Raw genomic sequence first — 14,431 nt, forward strand, 5'->3', positions numbered from 1 at the left:
TATGCCCTCAAGCGGCCTCCGCGCAAGACGCGACGGCGCCTTGTCTTTGCCGCGGTCGGCGTCTTTCCTGACCGCGAACGCAACAAGCTCCGGACACCATGCCCGCCGTTCTTCCCGACACGCCCGCTGTCGAAGCCCAGATCATCGAATTCACCAACGCCTACCGCGGGCGCCAGAATCTCGGGACGCTGACGGCAAATCCCAACCTGACGAAGGCCGCGCGCACCTATGCGGCTTTTCTTGCCAAGAGCGGCCTTTTCTCCCACACCGCCGACGGGCGCGAGGCGGGCGACCGCATCACGTCGGCGGGCTATGCGTGGTGCCAGATCGGCGAGAACCTCGCCATGCACCTCGACAGCCGCGGCTTCGAAGCGCGGGCGCTGGCCGAGAAGTCGGTGGAAGGGTGGATCAACTCGCCGCCGCACCGCGCCAACCTGGTGGCGCCGCACATGACTGAGATCGGCGTCGGCGTGGCCCGCGCGCCGGACAAGGATCCGAAGTTCATCTCGGTGCAGCTTTTCGCGCGGCCGCAGTCGCTCTCCTACGAGTTTCAGATCTCGAATACGACGCGGGACAGCGTCGCCTACTCGTTCGGCGGCGAGGCGCACGAGATCAAGCCGCGCTACGCGGTGACGCATTCGTCGTGCAGCCCGGGCGAGATCAGCTTCGATAGCTTCGGCGGCGGGCTATGGCCGACGAAGCTCTCCATGCGCTACGAGGCGCGCGACGGGCTGCTCTACAGGCTCGAGCCGGACGCAGACGGCGGCGTGCGCGTCGCCGTGACGCCGATCGAGCGGGTCAGGTAAGCGGCTAAATCCACACGTATCTGGATGCCGGCCTGCGCCGGCATGACGGCAGAGTGTGAGCAGCCGGCCGGCCAATAGACACCGTCACGCCGGCGGAGGCCGGGGTCCAGATACGTATCAGGTTTGCGGGACAGTCGAGGGACGTCACGGCGCGTGGCCGGCCTCGTCGAGGCGTTTCAGAAGCGTAAGGAGGCGGGCGCGGGCGTCCGGCATCTCCTCGCCGCGCGGGCGGAAGACGCGGGTCTCCAGGAAATGGCCGGTGAGCTCGAAGGCGCGCGCGATGTCGCCCGGCGCAAGCGCCGCCTTGCGGCCCGGCAGCAGGAACGGCGGCAGAGGAAGCAGCCGGTCGCGATAGGGCTCGCCGGCCGAAGCCGAGACGGCGCGGCCCGTCTTGGGGGAGACGTAGATCAGATCGTCGTTGGCGCCGGTGGCCGCACACTGGGAGAGGTCCAGGCCGAAGCCCAGCTCGTCGAGCAGCGCCATCTCCCAGCGCGCGAGCAGAGCAGGCCAGACGCTCGCGTCGTCGAGATAGGCGAGCACGAACAGCGTCACCTCGTAGAGGTTCGGATGCGGATCGCGCTCCGGCAGCAGGTGGGCGAGCGCCGCGAGCGAGGTGAGCGCAGCCAGCGCCGCCGGCTCGTCCATGGCGGAGGCGGCATAGCCACGGATCAGCTCGACCGACATGTGGCCGAGGTGATCGGCGAGGCGCGCCTTCCACGTGACGTCGACGTGGTTGCCGATCTGCAGCACGGGGCGGGCCTTGCGCGAGCGCCCGCCGTGCACGAGGCCGAGGTGGCGGCCGTGCGAGCGCGTCAGGATCTCGACCACCGCCGCCGTCTCGCCGTGCGGGCGCACGGAGAGAATCACACCTTCGTCGGACCAGTTCATGGGGGGAGCTTAGCGGAAGCAAGGCTCGCGGAAAGGGGCAGGCAAATGCAGGGGCAACCGGCCCGGCAGCAATAGCAGCTCTTGTGGCGGCTCCGCAAACGGCCATAGCACGCAGCTTCGAGCCGCCTACAACGCGTTCTTGACTATTCTTCCGTCCTTCATGATCACCACGAAATTCTTTCCTGGATCCGCGATGAGATCGATCGTCTCCAGCGGATTTCCATCGACCAACAGCAGGTCCGCAAGCGCGCCCTGCTCTACGATGCCGAGCTTTCCGGGATAAGGATTGCGCTCGCCCGACAGCGTCAGCAACTCGGCGTTGGCACTCGTCGCCATGATCAGCGCTTCGGCGGGCGTGTACCAGCGGGTGAGCGAGGCCAGGATCGCCCCCTGGCGCTTTGCCAGTGCGCTGGAGAACAGGACGTCGGTGCCCCATGCCGTCCTGATCTTGTATTTCTTCGCCAGCTCGTAGGTTCGGCTAATGCCGGGCCAGACCTGATCCGCCTTGATCCTCTGGATCGAGCCAACCGGAAAGCCTTGACGCAGCTCTTCCGGCAGTGGCTGCAGGCTCAACCAAACTCCCTTCTCGGCGATCAGTCTGGCGTCTGCTTCGTCCATCATAAATCCGTGCTCGATGCACTTCACGCCAGCGGAAACGGAGCGTTGGATCGCCGCCGATGTGAACGCGTGCGTGCTGACGTAGGTGCCCCAGTTTTCGGCCGCTTCGACGGCAGCGCGAAGCTCCGCCTCGGTGAACGTCGTGACATCTATCGGACTGAACGGCGACGACACGCCACCGCCGGCCGTGAGCTTTATCTGGGAGGCGCCCTGCATCAGCTGCTCCCTGACGCGCACGCGCACCTCGTCCGGGCTGTCGGCAACCATGCTGCCGCCAATCTGCTCCATGCGGGTGAGCGAGCCGCCGATCCTCCGCGGCAGGTCGGACAGTTGGCGGAAATCCCCGTGTCCGCTCGTGACCGTGATTATGGCGCCGGACGGATAGATGCGCGGTCCATCGACGACGCCCTCGTCTATGGCACGCTTGAGACCGAACACCGCCCCGCCGACATCGCGAACCGTCGTGAAGCCACGCAGGAGCGTAGCGTGGGCTTCGGCAGCCGCCACAAGATTGTTGTACCCGATATCGCCGCCAATCGCCTGCGCAGGGTCAGGCCGTATCAGCATCGCATGCCAGTGCGCGTCGATCAGGCCGGGCATCAGCGTCCGTCCGTCTCCGGCAATGATCGTGGTCGAGGCGCGGCGATCGACTGGAACGGGGTCTGCGGAGATCTTCTCAATGATGTTGCCGCGGATGAGCACGTTCATTGCGGCGCTGAGCGTGTCGCTCTTGCCGTCGAAGATGCGTACGTTGTCGAACAGTGTGAGAGCGGACTGATCGGCGGCTCGCTCTTCAGCCGAGACCGCCGTGTGGACGAGGCACAGTAGGGAAGCAACGAATGTCCGGCCAAGCATCGGAATCCTCCTTTGCCCCCCAGCGACCTCAAAAACAACTAAACCTTCGCCGCCGTCGTGACCAGTTGAACGCCTTTCCTCACGTCGAATGGGGTTAACCAGCCGAAGCGCTTTGGATCAAAGGTGCTCAAATCCAATACGGTTTTCGCGCAGCTCGCGAGTCCGGCTCTGGCGAGGAGGAAGGCCCCGAGGCGCCTGCGACCGCCTCAGTGCGGACTTCGGGAGTGTCGTCACTCCTCCGGGAAGTCGAGGCCCATCTCGCGGTAGCGCGCGGGGTCGCGATCCCAATCCTCGCGCACCTTGACGAACAGGAACAGGTGCACGGGCGCGCCTACGATCTCGCTCAGCTCCGTGCGGGAGGCCTGCGAGATGCGCTTGATGGTCTGGCCGCCCTTGCCGAGCACGATGCTCTTCTGGCTGTCGCGCGCGACGTAGATCACCTGCTCGACGCGCACCGACTTGTCACGCAGCGTCTTCCAGGACTCGGTCTCGACCGTGATCTGATAGGGCAGCTCGTCGTGGAGGTTGTCGTAGATCTTCTCGCGCGTCACCTCGGCCGCAAGCCGGCGCAAAGGAATGTCGGACAGCTCGTCCTCGGGATAGAGCCACGGGCCTTCCGGCACGCGCGCCGCGAGGTAGCGCTTCAGCTCCGCAACGCCGTCGCCGGTCAGGGCCGCGATCATGAACACGTCCTCGACGGGGAGACGTGACGACAGCTCCTCGATGAGCGCGAGCAGGCGCGCCTTGTCCTCAACGCGATCGACCTTGTTCAGCACCAGAATCGGCTTCTTTCCCCGCTGCTCGGCAAGCTTCACCAGAAGCTGGTCGACGTCCTCGTCGAGGCCCTTGGCGGCGTCGACCAGCACCAGAACCTGGTCGGCGTCGGCGGCGCCCGCCCAGGCGCTGGCGACCATCGCCTTGTCGAGCCGACGCTTGGGGGCGAAGATTCCCGGCGTGTCGATCAGCACGAGCTGGCTTGCACCCTCCATGGCGATGCCGCGGATCTGGATGCGCGTGGTCTGCACCTTGCGCGAGATGATCGTGACCTTGGCGCCGACCATTGCGTTGACCAGCGTCGACTTGCCGGCGTTCGGCGCGCCGATGATGGCGATCACGCCGCAGCGGCGCGGACCGGCGGCATCGCCCTCTGCCGCGGCTTTGGGTGCGTCAGCCAACCGGGCGCTTCTCCATCACACCTTCCCGCTCGAGCATCACAGTGGCCGCCGCCTGCTCGGCGGCGCGCTTCGAGGCCCCCTGCCCGCGCGCCGGCGCCTTGCCGCGAATGCGCACCTCGGAGGTGAAGCGCGGAGCATGATCCGGTCCGGTACGCTCCACCTCGACGTAGCTCGGCAGCGCGAGCCCCTGACCCTGCGCCCATTCCTGCAGCGCCGACTTGGGGTCGGCGGCGGCATGGCCGAACGTGACCTCCTCGTTGCCCCAGAGCCGGCGCACGACGTCGCGCGCCGTGTTGTAGCCCGCCTCGAGAAAAACCGCGCCGAGCACGGCCTCGACGGCGTCGGCCAGGATGGTGGTCTTGAGGCGGCCGCCGCTGCCCGCCTCGCTCTCGGACAGCATGAGGAAATCGCCGAGGCCGAGCGTGCGGCCGACCTTGGCGCAGGTCTCGCCGCGCACGAGGCGGTTGAGATGACGTGCCAGCTCGCCCTCGGTCGCGACCGGATAGGTCTCCTCCAGGAGCTCGACGACGGCGAGGCCGAGCACGCGGTCGCCAACGAACTCCAGGCGCTCGTTGTCCTCGCGCACCTTCTTCGATCCGCGCAGGCTCGCATGCGTCAAAGCGCGGGTCAGCAGCGCCTCGTTCTTGAAGCGGTAGCCGAGCCTCTTCTCGAGCTCCTTGTACTTGCGGGCCTTGAACATGGCCGGTTCCGCGCTCCGTGCGAGCCGCGCCTCTCCCCACCCCTAGAGCGCGATTAGCTTCGATTGAATCGGGATCGCGCTCTAGCCTTTTGATGAGACCGATGATTCACGCTTCGGACTGATAGGGTCCGAAGCGATCATGGTCTAGCGAACGAGATTGAAGAACCGGCTCCAGCGAATGTCAAAGGGCCATGTCCAGGGCGAGAACCACCGCATCGCGTCCGGCTCGTCGATGGCGGCCGAGAAGAAGATGATCTCGGCGCGCCCGATCAGGTTCTCGAAGGGCACGAAGCCCACGGAAGCCCGGCTGTCCGACGAGTTGTCGCGGTTGTCGCCCATCATGAAGTACTGGCCAGCCGGAACCGTGAACACCTCGGTGGTGTCGAACTCGCCCTCGGGCTCGAGGTCGAGCACCGTGTAGGTGGGCCCGCCGTCCGGCAGCGTCTCCTCGTAGCGCTTGTAGACCACGCGGCGGCAGTGGCGGAAATAGGGGTCGCACTCGATGTTGGCGAACTCGTCCTTGTACACCTTCGGCACCGCCTGGCCGTTGATGTAGAGCACGCCCTCGCGCATCTGCACCTGGTCGCCCGGCAGCCCAACCACGCGCTTGATATAGTCGAGCGACTCGTCCTGCGGCAGGCGGAAGACGGCCACGTCGCCGCGCTTCGGCTCGCCTCCGAAGATGCGACCCGAAAACAGGTTCGGGCTGAAGGGGAACGAGAAGCGGCTGTAGCCGTAGGCGAGCTTCGAGACGAACAGGTAGTCGCCGATCAGAAGCGTCGACTTCATCGAGCCGGAGGGGATGTTGAAAGGCTGAAAGAAGAACACGCGCACGACCATGGCGATGGCAAGCGCCTGCACGATGATCTTCGCGGTCTCACCCCAACCGGATCCCGCCTTGGCCTTGGAGTTCGTGTCCAGGCTCATTCTCCTGCTCCTTGACCCGCCGGGTGGGCCGGGGGCGTACTTAAGACCCTGCTGCCTATAGCGGCTCAGCGCGCGCCGTGCAAACCGGGGTGCGGCGTGGAGCCGCTGCCGTGTTGCGGTGCGGCCGCCGGTCAGTCGTCCGGCACGGCGGAAATGATGACGAATGCCTCAGCAAGCGGAAAATCATCCGTCAAAGCAAGGTCGATGCGCGCGGTACACCCCGACGGGGTTATACGGGCCAACTGCAGCGCCGCGCCCCCCGTGAGGGAGAGCGTGGGACGCCCTGACGGCAGATTGATGACACCCATGTCGCGCCAGTGAACCCCGTGGCGCAGCCCCGTGCCCAAGGCTTTGGCACACGCCTCCTTGGCCGCGAAGCGCTTGGCGTAGGACGCCGCGCGCGCGGCGCGGGGCTCGGATTTCGCGCGCTCGATATCGGTGAAGACACGGTCAACGAAGCGCTCGCCGAAACGGGCAAGAGTGGCCTCGATGCGACGGATGTCGACGATGTCGTTGCCGATGCCGATGATCACGCGATGACCCGGCCGGAGGCCTTGAACCGCGCCTCGTCCATCAAGGCCCGCATGCGCCGGACCGCTGCGTGCAGGCCGCCGAAGATGGCCTCGCCGATGAGGAAATGCCCGATGTTGAGCTCGACGACCTCGGGCATGCGCGCGAGCGCGGCGACGGTGTTGAAGGTGAGGCCGTGGCCGGCGTGCACCTCGAGTCCGCGGGCGGCAGCTTCGGACGCGGCCCTGGCCAGCCGCCCGAGTTCGGCGGCGGTGCCCGTGGCGTCGTCGGCCGCGGCATACTCGCAGTAAGCACCGGTATGCAGCTCGACGATATCGGCATTGAGCCCGGCCGCGGCCTCGATGGCGGCGAGGTCCGGCTCGATGAACAGCGAGACGCGGATACCGGCAGCCTTGAGGTCCGCCACCACAGGCGCCAGCGACCGGCGCTGGCCCACGACGTCGAGGCCGCCCTCGGTCGTGCGCTCCTCGCGCCGCTCGGGCACAAGGCAGCAGGCGTTCGGCACATGGCGGAGCGCGATGGCGAGCATCTCGGGCGTCGCCGCCATCTCCAGGTTCAACGGGCGCGTCAGCTCCGACTTCAGGCGCGCGATATCCGAATCCGAGATGTGGCGCCGGTCCTCGCGCAGGTGCGCCGTGATGCCGTCGGCGCCGGCCTCGACAGCGAGGTGAGCCGCACGCAACGGATCGGGATGGCGCCCGCCCCGCGCGTTGCGAATGGTGGCGACGTGATCGATGTTCACGCCGAGGCGGAGGGAGTTGAGGCTGCTCGTCATCGTCCTTTCATCCGTCGCTCATCGCAGTTGAACCGGTTCGTCCTCCACCTTTTCACCCTCCCCGCAAGGGGGAGGGGGGCAAGGCGCAGAGGTGCCCCCGTCGAAAACTCCGGATATGGAAGATATCACGCCGTTATTCAAACACACGCTCGACCTTGCTGACCACGGCTTTCGCCTTGAGGCCGTTAATGATCTGGTTCAAGTGGGCCAGATCCCAGACCTCGAGGCCGATGCGCAGCTCGGTAAAGTCGGAAGCGCGGCGCAGCATCTTCAGGTTGTCGATGTTGCCGCCGGACTGGCCGATGACGTCGGCGATCTCCGCCAGCGTGCCGGGCCGGTTCGGGGCGGTGACGCTGATCAGCGCCGGAAAGCGCTCCGGGTTCTCGGGGTCGATGTCCCAGGCGACGTCGATCCAGCGCTCGTGCTCGTACTCCTTGAGGCGCGGCGAGTGGATCTGGAACACGCGGATGCCTTCGCCGGGCGCCAGCACGCCGACGATGCGATCGCCCGGCACGGCGCCGCCGGCCTCGAACAGTACGGGCATGTCGTTCTTGACGCCGCGGATGGGCACGCCGCGGACGCGGCCGGCCGGCGCCGTGCCGGGCTGGCCCTCCGCATCCGAGGATGCCCCGAGGCGCAGCTTGCGCGTGAGCCGCAGCCAGCCCTTGGCCTTCCCCGGCTCCTCGGGGCGCGCAGCAGCAGAGCGAGCGGTGGCCGCGAGCTCCGGTGCGACGGCGCGCAGCACATCCTCGGTCTTCACCTCGTTGCGGGCGACCGCTGCGAGGAGGTCGTCGAGGCTCTTGTGCGAGAGACGCGGCAGCACCTTCTTGACGCGCTCGTCCGAGTAGCTCTCGCCGATGCGCTCGAAGGCCGAGATGAGAAGGCGGCGGCCGAGCTCGGCATACTGGCGGCGGATGGCGTCGCGGGCGGCGCGGCGGATGGCGGAGCGGGCGCGGCCGGTGACGGCCAGGCTCTCCCAGGCGGCCGGCGGCGTGTGTGTCTTCGAGGTCTTGATCTCGACCTCGTCGCCGTTGCGGAGGCGGGTGTCGATCGGCACGTGGCGGCCGTTGACGTAGGCCGAGACCGCCGCATTGCCGACGTCGGTGTGGACGGCATAGGCGAAATCGAGCGGGGTGGCCCCGCGCGGTAGCGCGATAAGCCGGCCCTTGGGGGTGAAGCAGAACACCTGGTCCTGGAACAGCTCGAGCTTGGTGTGCTCCAGGAACTCCTCGGGGTTCGAGCCTTCGAGCAGCGTCTCGACCAGGCGGCGCAGCCACTGGTAGGGCCCGCTCTCCTTATCGGTGAAGACGAGGCTCTTCGAGGTGACGCCGTGCGCCGCCCCATTGCCGTTCATCTTCTGCATGTCCTTGTAGAACGCGTGGGCCGCGACGCCGTACTCGGCAACCTCGTGCATGTCGCGGGTGCGGATCTGCAGTTCCACGCGCTGATGGCGCGGGCCGACGACCGTGGTGTGGATCGACTGGTAGTTGTTCTGCTTCGGCGTCGAGATGTAGTCCTTGAAGCGGCCGGGCACGGTGCGCCAGGTCTGGTGCGCGACGCCGAGCACGCGATAGCAGTCGTCGATGGTATCGACGATGACGCGGAAGGCGTAGATGTCCGAGAGCTGCTCCATGCTGATCTGCTTGTTGGCCATCTTGCTCCAGACGGAGTACGGCTTCTTCTCGCGCCCGGAGACCTCGGCCTTCATGTCGACGTCGGCCAGCATCTTGTGCAGCGCCGTCTCGATCTCCTCGACCAGCCCCTCATTGCGGTCGCGCAGCTCCTCGAGCTTCTGCGTGACGGTCTCGTAGGCTTCGGGATTGAGCCAGCGGAAGGCGTGCTCCTCGAGCTCGTCGCGCAGCGCCTGCATGCCCATGCGTCCGGCGAGCGGCGCGTAGATCTCGAGCGTTTCCTCGGACACGCGCTTCCTCGCCTCGGGCTTCATGTGCTCGAGGGTGCGCATGTTGTGCAGACGGTCCGCGAGCTTGACGAGCAGCACACGGATGTCGCTCGAGATGGCGATCAGAAGCTTACGGAAGTTCTCCGCCTGCTCGGCCCTCTTCGTCACCAGATCGAGGCGCTTGATCTTGGTCAGGCCGTCGACGAGGGCGCCGATCTCGGGCCCAAAAAGCTGGTCGATCTCGGCGCGGGTGGTGTCGGTGTCCTCGATGACGTCATGCAGCAGCGCCGTGACAATGGTCGCGTCGTCCAGCTTGAGGTCGGTCAGGATCGCCGCCACCTCGAGCGGGTGCGAGAAGTACGGCGCACCGGAGGCGCGCTTCTGGTTGCCGTGGGCGCGCATCGCGTAAACGTACGCGCGGTTAAGCAGCGCCTCGTCCGCAGTCGGATCGTATTTCTGTACTCGCTCGACGAGCTCGTACTGACGCATCATGGCCCGCACACACTCCCGGCGCCGCCCAGCACCGCACAGTCTCCGCCTGCCCGCCGCACACGGCGCCGTTCGCGCGCCACCGGGGACAAGCGTCGCTCAAAACCATACAGATGCCCGGCGCGTCAGCCGCGGGAAATCAGCGCCCGCGCTCGCGCGGGCCGCCGCTGCCGCCGTTGGAGGACGGCTCGGACGGGGTCATGCTCTCGAGGCCGCGCAGAAGCTGCTCCTCGGTGAGCACGTCCACCTGGGTGTCGGACGCTTGGTCGTCGCGGCCAAGGATGGGACCGCGCCGCTCCTGCGGGAGCACGGGGGCGGCCGCCGCCTCAGGCTCGTCGACCTCGACGTTCTTCTGGATCGAGTGAATCAACGATTCGCGCATGTCCTCCGGCGGAATCGTGCGCTCGGCGATCTCGCGGAGCGCAACCACCGGGTTCTTGTCGTTGTCCGGGTCGATGGTGATTGCGCTGCCGTTGGCAATCGACCGGGCCCGATGCGCCGCCAGGAGCACAAGCTCGAAGCGGTTGGGGACCTTGTCGACGCAATCCTCGACTGTGACGCGTGCCATTCGCTAGCACCCCTCTCTCGTCTCGCAGATGATGCGGAGTAGAATCTATCGCTGCCGCGGCCCCTCACCGAGCCCGACATGCCGCTCAAGTGCGTCTAAGTGGCATGAAACGGGCTTTTCGGCAAGTCGGGGGCGGCGGAAGCGAACCCCTGCCCAGGGGCCAGGATGGGCAAATCGTATTAATCAGTTGCAAATTCCCGGGAAGATCCCATCTCTCACCTACACTACAGCCATAGGGTTGGCGGTTTGCTCATACCTGGTACAACTTTAAGCCGTGGGGGGTGAGACGTTTTTTCACCCTCCAACGATTTCTTTCGTGCAGGATTGCGCTTAATCTTGATCTGAAGCGAACCGCATATCGTTATACGGCCGGCGAGCGCAGCCATTTTTCCGGCGCGTGGAGCCGCACAGTTTCACTCAAGGAACAAAAAAATGCACTTCTACCAAGGCGAACGCGTGGCCCTGTTCATCGACGGCGCCAATCTGTATGCCACCTCGAAGGCTTTAGGATTCGACGTTGATTACAAGCGTTTGCTGGCCCTTTTTCGTCAGAAGGCCCATCTCGTGCGGGCGCTCTACTACACAGCTCTTTCGGAAGACCAGGAGTATTCCTCCATCCGGCCGCTGATCGACTGGCTCGACTACAACGGCTTTACCATGGTCACCAAGCCGACCAAGGAGTTCACCGACGCCTCGGGCCGGCGCAAGGTCAAGGGCAACATGGACATCGAGCTCGCCGTCGATGCCATGCGCCTTGCCGATACGCTCGACCACATCGTGCTGTTCTCGGGCGACGGCGACTTCCGCGGGCTGGTCGCAGCGCTGCAGCAAAAGGGGCGGCGCGTCAGCGTGGTCTCGACGCTGCAGACCCAGCCGGCCATGGTGGCGGACGAGCTGCGCCGGCAGGCAGATCAGTTCATCGACCTTGCCGACCTCGAGCAGTTGATCGGGCGCGACGCTTCCGCACGCGGCGGGCGCTCGTCCGGCGGCCGCGGCCATCGCGACACCACCTACCCCGACGACGTTTCGCGGGAAGAGGTGTAGGTCCGAGGCGCACCAGAGCGCGTTCGCTCCAGGTCGAATCGGATTCTCGGGTGAGAATGCGCTCGATCTCTTTGATCTAGAGTCCGATCCACGTTCTCGGTGCGCGCGTGTCCGCGCCCACCACAAACGATCAGGCTCTCGTCCGGCAGGGAGCTTTGCTTGCCGGCCGTTGTGTGCTTCCTTCGCGCATGGTCCCCGCGCCCTCCCCTTCGCTATCGTCCTTCCCGCCCGAAGCACCTCGCGACTGTCCGCGGTGCCCACGCCTGGTGGCGTTTCGCGAGGAGGCGGCGCGGGCCGAGCCCACGTGGTTCAACGGTGCCGTACCGTCGTTCGGAACCAGTGACGCGCGGCTCCTGATCGTCGGGTTGGCGCCGGGACTGCGCGGCGCCAATCGCACGGGGCGCCCGTTCACGGGCGACTATGCGGGTGAGCTCCTCTATTCCACGCTGCTCGCCTTCGGGTTTGCGCGCGGCACCTACCGGGCGGATCCGGCCGACGGGCTCATGCTCGTCGACTGCATGATCACGAACGCGGTGCGGTGCGTGCCGCCCGAGAACAAGCCGCTGCCCTCCGAGGTCGCCACCTGCCGCGGGTTCTTCTCCGCACGGCTCGCCGCGCTGCCGAGGCTCCGCGCGCTAGTGGTCCTCGGGCGGGTCGCGCACGAGCAGACGCTGGCGACGCTCGCCCTCAAGAAATCGCAGTTCCCCTTCCGCCACGGCGCGCGCCACGTGGCCGGCCCGCTCACGCTGTTCGACAGTCTGCACTGCTCGCGGCTCAACACCAACACGGGCCGGCTCACGACCGAGATGTTCCACGACGTTTTCCGCGACGTGCGCGCATTCCTGGACGAGCTTCCGGCTAAAAAATAGTCGTCGTGGTACCGACAAAATCCCGCGCGTCCCCCTTCAAGGTTGCCGGCCGGCCGCCTATCATCCGTCTGCAGCAGACTCGCGCCAGTCCCGGCCGACCGTCTCTGCAGACCCAGAGCGCGATCGATTTGATTGAAACGGTATCGCGCTCCAGGTTTTGATGAGACCTATGATTCACGCTTCGGATGGATAGGGTCCGAAGCGATCGTGGTCCAGCGGAGGATGTTGATGGCCGCCAAGCCCGCACTCGAAATCGCGCCCGAGAAGGTGGCGCACGTGATCATCAAAGCGCGCGAGTACGACGCCAAGGTCGGCGCGTGGAACGCGTCGGCCGAGGAGGGAGACGCGGAGGAGGATCCGAACGCCATCCTCGAGGATTTCGCCAACGATCCGACGGCGGCGGAGATCGCGGGTTTCATCGACGCGCTCAACGACGACGAGCAGGTGAACCTGGTGGCATTGGCGTGGGTCGGCCGCGGCACGTTCGAGCCCGAGGAGTTCGACGAGGCGGTGGAGATGGCCCGCAACGAGCAGACCAGCTCGACGGCGAGCTATCTTCTGGGCCTGCCGCTGCTCGCCGACTACCTCGAGGAAGGGCTCGAGAAGCTCGGCTATTCCGCCAACGACATCGAGAGCGACGTGCTTTAGCGGCGCGAGGCCCCCACGGGCGTACCGTGTCATCACCGCGCGAGCGTGGCGAGAAGGTCGCGGGCGTGCGTGTGCGGGGGATGCACGGGGTACACCACGCGCTCGATCGTGCCGTCGCGGAGCACGAGCGTCAGGCGCTTGAAATAGGGTACGCCGCTGGTCTCGAAGGCGGGCAGGCCGAGCACCGCACGCAACGCGCCGGCCGCATCAGAGAGCAGCGGAAACGGCAGACGCACGCGCGCCGCGAACTCCTGCTGGTCCGGGGTCGACTGCCCGCTCACGCCGAGCACGTCGAAGCCTGCGGCGCGGAAGGCATCATAGACGTCGCGGAAGCCCTCGGCCTCGGGCGTCGAGCCGTGGGCACCCGGTATGTCGTCCCAGCCCGGGGGATTGGGAAGACCGGGGCGGCCGGTCCACGGGTAGACGAAGACGATCCAGCGGCCGGCAAGGCGCGCGAGCGAGAGGCTGTGGCCGTCGGTGGCGGGCAGCGGCGTTGCGGGAAGCGCAAGGCCCGGCACGAGGTGGCGCGCGCTGCCGTCGTCCTGGGGCGGCGGATAGGGCCACTGGTCGGTCATCGCGGGTTCGCCTGCAGCCAGGCGAGCACGTCGCCGGCGTTCCGGTCGGGCGGAAAGACCGGATAGAACACGTGCGTCACGGCTCCATCGTCGATGATCAGCGCAAGGCGCCTGATCATGGTCCGGCCAGCGACCTCCATGGTCGGCAGCGCCATGGCCCGTGCCAGACCGAGCGCCGCATCCGACAGCAGCAGAAACGGCAGATGCAGCCGCGCCGCAGTTGCCGTCTGCTCCGCCAGCGTCTGCGTCGAGAGGCCGAACACGGCGGATGCTCCGGCCGCCTTCAGCTCAGCGTGCAAATCGCGGAAGGCGCAGGTGTGCGGCGTGCATCCGCGCGCACCGGGGATCAGGTCCCATCCGTCCGGCAGCGCGACGCCGGGCGTTCCCGTCATGGGGTAGGCGAACACGACCGTGCGCCCGGCGAGCTTGCCGAGGTCGACCGACGTACCGTCGCTGGCGGGCAGTGCAACGTCGGGCAAACGGGTGCCGGCCAAGTGGCGGGCGGCGCCGTCGTCCTCGGGCACCGGCAGCTTCGACCAGTCGACATCGAGAAAGCTCGCGTTGTCGGCCATGTCAGCCCTTCTCGCGCATGATGCGTGCCTTCTGGCGGTTCCAGTCGCGCTTGGCGGCGGTCTCGCGCTTGTCGTGCAGCTTCTTGCCCTCGGCGAGCGCGAGCTTCAGCTTGGCGCGGCCCTTGGCGTTGAAATAAAGCTCCAGCGGCACGATGGTCATGCCCTTGCGCTCGACGGCCTGGAAGAGCTTGGCCAGCTCGCTCTTGTGCAGCAGCAGCCGGCGCTTGCGGCGCGGCTCGTGCTGGAAGAAGCGGCCGGCCTGCTGGTATTCGGGGATGTAGGCGTTGATCAGGCAGAAGCTGCCGTCGTCCTCGAAGGAGGCGTAGCTCTCGCCGATGTTGGCCTGGCCGGCGCGCAGGCTCTTCACCTCGGTGCCCTTGAGCTCGATGCCGGCCTCGTAGGAATCCGTGATGAAATACTCGTGGCGCGCCTTCCGGTTCTCGGCAACGAGCCGGCGGCCGTCGTCCTTCTTGGCCGACATGACTCTCTTG

General features: G+C 66.7%; 16 protein-coding genes. 4 read left to right on the plus strand and 12 right to left on the minus strand.

From position 1 onward, the window contains the following. Nucleotides 1–98 precede the first annotated feature (98 nt). Complete coding sequence (locus tag IT540_RS02265) at nucleotides 99–806, plus strand: CAP domain-containing protein (protein ID WP_291172666.1); 708 nt, start codon at nucleotides 99–101, stop codon at nucleotides 804–806. 144 nt (nucleotides 807–950) lie between these two features. On the opposite strand, the gene recO is transcribed toward IT540_RS02265, so the two are convergent. The 9 genes from recO to rpoZ all read right to left on the minus strand — a co-directional run bounded on the left by recO (nucleotide 951) and on the right by rpoZ (nucleotide 10,232). Next, a complete protein-coding gene (gene recO / locus IT540_RS02270; RefSeq protein ID WP_291172670.1) occupies nucleotides 951–1,694 on the minus strand; it encodes a DNA repair protein RecO in 744 nt (247 codons plus the stop codon). 126 nt (nucleotides 1,695–1,820) lie between these two features. Further along, a complete protein-coding gene (locus IT540_RS02275) occupies nucleotides 1,821–3,167 on the minus strand; it encodes an amidohydrolase family protein (protein WP_291172673.1) in 1,347 nt (448 codons plus the stop codon). A 230-nt stretch (nucleotides 3,168–3,397) separates the two neighbouring features. Further along, entirely contained in the window at nucleotides 3,398–4,282 is an 885-nt protein-coding gene (gene era / locus IT540_RS02280) for a GTPase Era (protein ID WP_291172758.1), read from the minus strand. A 52-nt stretch (nucleotides 4,283–4,334) separates the two neighbouring features. Continuing rightward, nucleotides 4,335–5,042: a ribonuclease III gene (rnc, locus tag IT540_RS02285; protein WP_291172676.1), complete on the minus strand. Its 708-nt coding sequence runs from the start codon at nucleotides 5,040–5,042 to the stop codon at nucleotides 4,335–4,337. A gap of 144 nt (nucleotides 5,043–5,186) precedes the next feature. Beyond that, nucleotides 5,187–5,969, minus strand: a complete 783-nt coding sequence (gene lepB / locus IT540_RS02290; RefSeq protein WP_291172679.1) for a signal peptidase I — start codon at nucleotides 5,967–5,969, stop codon at nucleotides 5,187–5,189. A gap of 131 nt (nucleotides 5,970–6,100) precedes the next feature. Then, the gene (acpS, locus tag IT540_RS02295; protein WP_291172682.1) at nucleotides 6,101–6,502 is read right to left on the minus strand and encodes a holo-ACP synthase; all 402 of its coding nucleotides are present in this window, start codon (nucleotides 6,500–6,502) and stop codon (nucleotides 6,101–6,103) included. Then, nucleotides 6,499–7,275, minus strand: a complete 777-nt coding sequence (locus tag IT540_RS02300; protein WP_291172685.1) for a pyridoxine 5'-phosphate synthase — start codon at nucleotides 7,273–7,275, stop codon at nucleotides 6,499–6,501. The genes acpS and IT540_RS02300 overlap by 4 nt, the downstream gene beginning before the upstream one ends. 133 nt (nucleotides 7,276–7,408) lie before the next feature. Further along, nucleotides 7,409–9,667 carry a bifunctional (p)ppGpp synthetase/guanosine-3',5'-bis(diphosphate) 3'-pyrophosphohydrolase gene (locus IT540_RS02305; RefSeq protein ID WP_291172688.1) on the minus strand — a complete coding sequence of 753 codons (2,259 nt, stop codon included), beginning with the start codon at nucleotides 9,665–9,667 and terminating at the stop codon, nucleotides 7,409–7,411. Between the two features lie 136 nt (nucleotides 9,668–9,803). After that, nucleotides 9,804–10,232, minus strand: a complete 429-nt coding sequence (rpoZ, locus tag IT540_RS02310) for a DNA-directed RNA polymerase subunit omega (protein ID WP_291172693.1) — start codon at nucleotides 10,230–10,232, stop codon at nucleotides 9,804–9,806. 432 nt (nucleotides 10,233–10,664) lie between these two features. Between rpoZ and IT540_RS02315 the strand changes: the two genes are divergently transcribed. The 3 genes from IT540_RS02315 (at nucleotide 10,665) to IT540_RS02325 (ending at nucleotide 12,793) form a co-directional block, all read left to right on the plus strand. Continuing rightward, nucleotides 10,665–11,276, plus strand: a complete 612-nt coding sequence (locus tag IT540_RS02315) for an NYN domain-containing protein (protein ID WP_291172695.1) — start codon at nucleotides 10,665–10,667, stop codon at nucleotides 11,274–11,276. Between the two features lie 188 nt (nucleotides 11,277–11,464). Continuing rightward, nucleotides 11,465–12,145, plus strand: a complete 681-nt coding sequence (locus IT540_RS02320) for a uracil-DNA glycosylase (protein ID WP_291172698.1) — start codon at nucleotides 11,465–11,467, stop codon at nucleotides 12,143–12,145. 228 nt (nucleotides 12,146–12,373) lie between these two features. After that, nucleotides 12,374–12,793, plus strand: coding sequence for a DUF3775 domain-containing protein (locus tag IT540_RS02325; protein ID WP_291172701.1), 420 nt, complete (start codon nucleotides 12,374–12,376; stop codon nucleotides 12,791–12,793). A gap of 32 nt (nucleotides 12,794–12,825) precedes the next feature. Here IT540_RS02325 and IT540_RS02330 read toward each other — a convergent pair whose 3' ends face one another. The 3 genes from IT540_RS02330 to smpB are packed head-to-tail and all read right to left on the minus strand — an operon-like array spanning nucleotide 12,826 to nucleotide 14,421. Then, nucleotides 12,826–13,368, minus strand: a complete 543-nt coding sequence (locus IT540_RS02330; protein ID WP_291172703.1) for a peroxiredoxin — start codon at nucleotides 13,366–13,368, stop codon at nucleotides 12,826–12,828. Beyond that, a complete protein-coding gene (locus IT540_RS02335) occupies nucleotides 13,365–13,940 on the minus strand; it encodes a peroxiredoxin (RefSeq protein WP_291172705.1) in 576 nt (191 codons plus the stop codon). Before IT540_RS02335 ends, IT540_RS02330 begins: the two co-directional genes overlap by 4 nt. A gap of 1 nt (nucleotide 13,941) precedes the next feature. Beyond that, on the minus strand, nucleotides 13,942–14,421 hold the full coding sequence (smpB, locus tag IT540_RS02340) for an SsrA-binding protein SmpB (protein WP_291172708.1): 480 nt from the start codon (nucleotides 14,419–14,421) through the stop codon (nucleotides 13,942–13,944). Nucleotides 14,422–14,431: the final 10 nt, after the last annotated feature.

Source organism: Hyphomicrobium sp., assembly GCF_020852195.1.
GTDB lineage: Bacteria > Pseudomonadota > Alphaproteobacteria > Rhizobiales > Hyphomicrobiaceae > Hyphomicrobium_C.

Excerpts from the sequence above, each read along its gene's own strand:
- IT540_RS02265 (WP_291172666.1), top strand. The coding sequence starts at position 99 with ATGCCCGCCGTTCTTCCCGACACGCCCGCTGTCGAAGCCCAGATCATC.
- recO (WP_291172670.1), bottom strand. The coding sequence starts at position 1,694 with ATGAACTGGTCCGACGAAGGTGTGATTCTCTCCGTGCGCCCGCACGGC.
- IT540_RS02275 (WP_291172673.1), bottom strand. The coding sequence starts at position 3,167 with ATGCTTGGCCGGACATTCGTTGCTTCCCTACTGTGCCTCGTCCACACG.
- rnc (WP_291172676.1), bottom strand. The coding sequence starts at position 5,042 with ATGTTCAAGGCCCGCAAGTACAAGGAGCTCGAGAAGAGGCTCGGCTAC.
- lepB (WP_291172679.1), bottom strand. The coding sequence starts at position 5,969 with ATGAGCCTGGACACGAACTCCAAGGCCAAGGCGGGATCCGGTTGGGGT.
- IT540_RS02300 (WP_291172685.1), bottom strand. The coding sequence starts at position 7,275 with ATGACGAGCAGCCTCAACTCCCTCCGCCTCGGCGTGAACATCGATCAC.
- IT540_RS02305 (WP_291172688.1), bottom strand. The coding sequence starts at position 9,667 with ATGATGCGTCAGTACGAGCTCGTCGAGCGAGTACAGAAATACGATCCG.
- rpoZ (WP_291172693.1), bottom strand. The coding sequence starts at position 10,232 with ATGGCACGCGTCACAGTCGAGGATTGCGTCGACAAGGTCCCCAACCGC.
- IT540_RS02315 (WP_291172695.1), top strand. The coding sequence starts at position 10,665 with ATGCACTTCTACCAAGGCGAACGCGTGGCCCTGTTCATCGACGGCGCC.
- IT540_RS02320 (WP_291172698.1), top strand. The coding sequence starts at position 11,465 with ATGGTCCCCGCGCCCTCCCCTTCGCTATCGTCCTTCCCGCCCGAAGCA.
- IT540_RS02325 (WP_291172701.1), top strand. The coding sequence starts at position 12,374 with ATGGCCGCCAAGCCCGCACTCGAAATCGCGCCCGAGAAGGTGGCGCAC.
- IT540_RS02330 (WP_291172703.1), bottom strand. The coding sequence starts at position 13,368 with ATGACCGACCAGTGGCCCTATCCGCCGCCCCAGGACGACGGCAGCGCG.
- IT540_RS02335 (WP_291172705.1), bottom strand. The coding sequence starts at position 13,940 with ATGGCCGACAACGCGAGCTTTCTCGATGTCGACTGGTCGAAGCTGCCG.
- smpB (WP_291172708.1), bottom strand. The coding sequence starts at position 14,421 with ATGTCGGCCAAGAAGGACGACGGCCGCCGGCTCGTTGCCGAGAACCGG.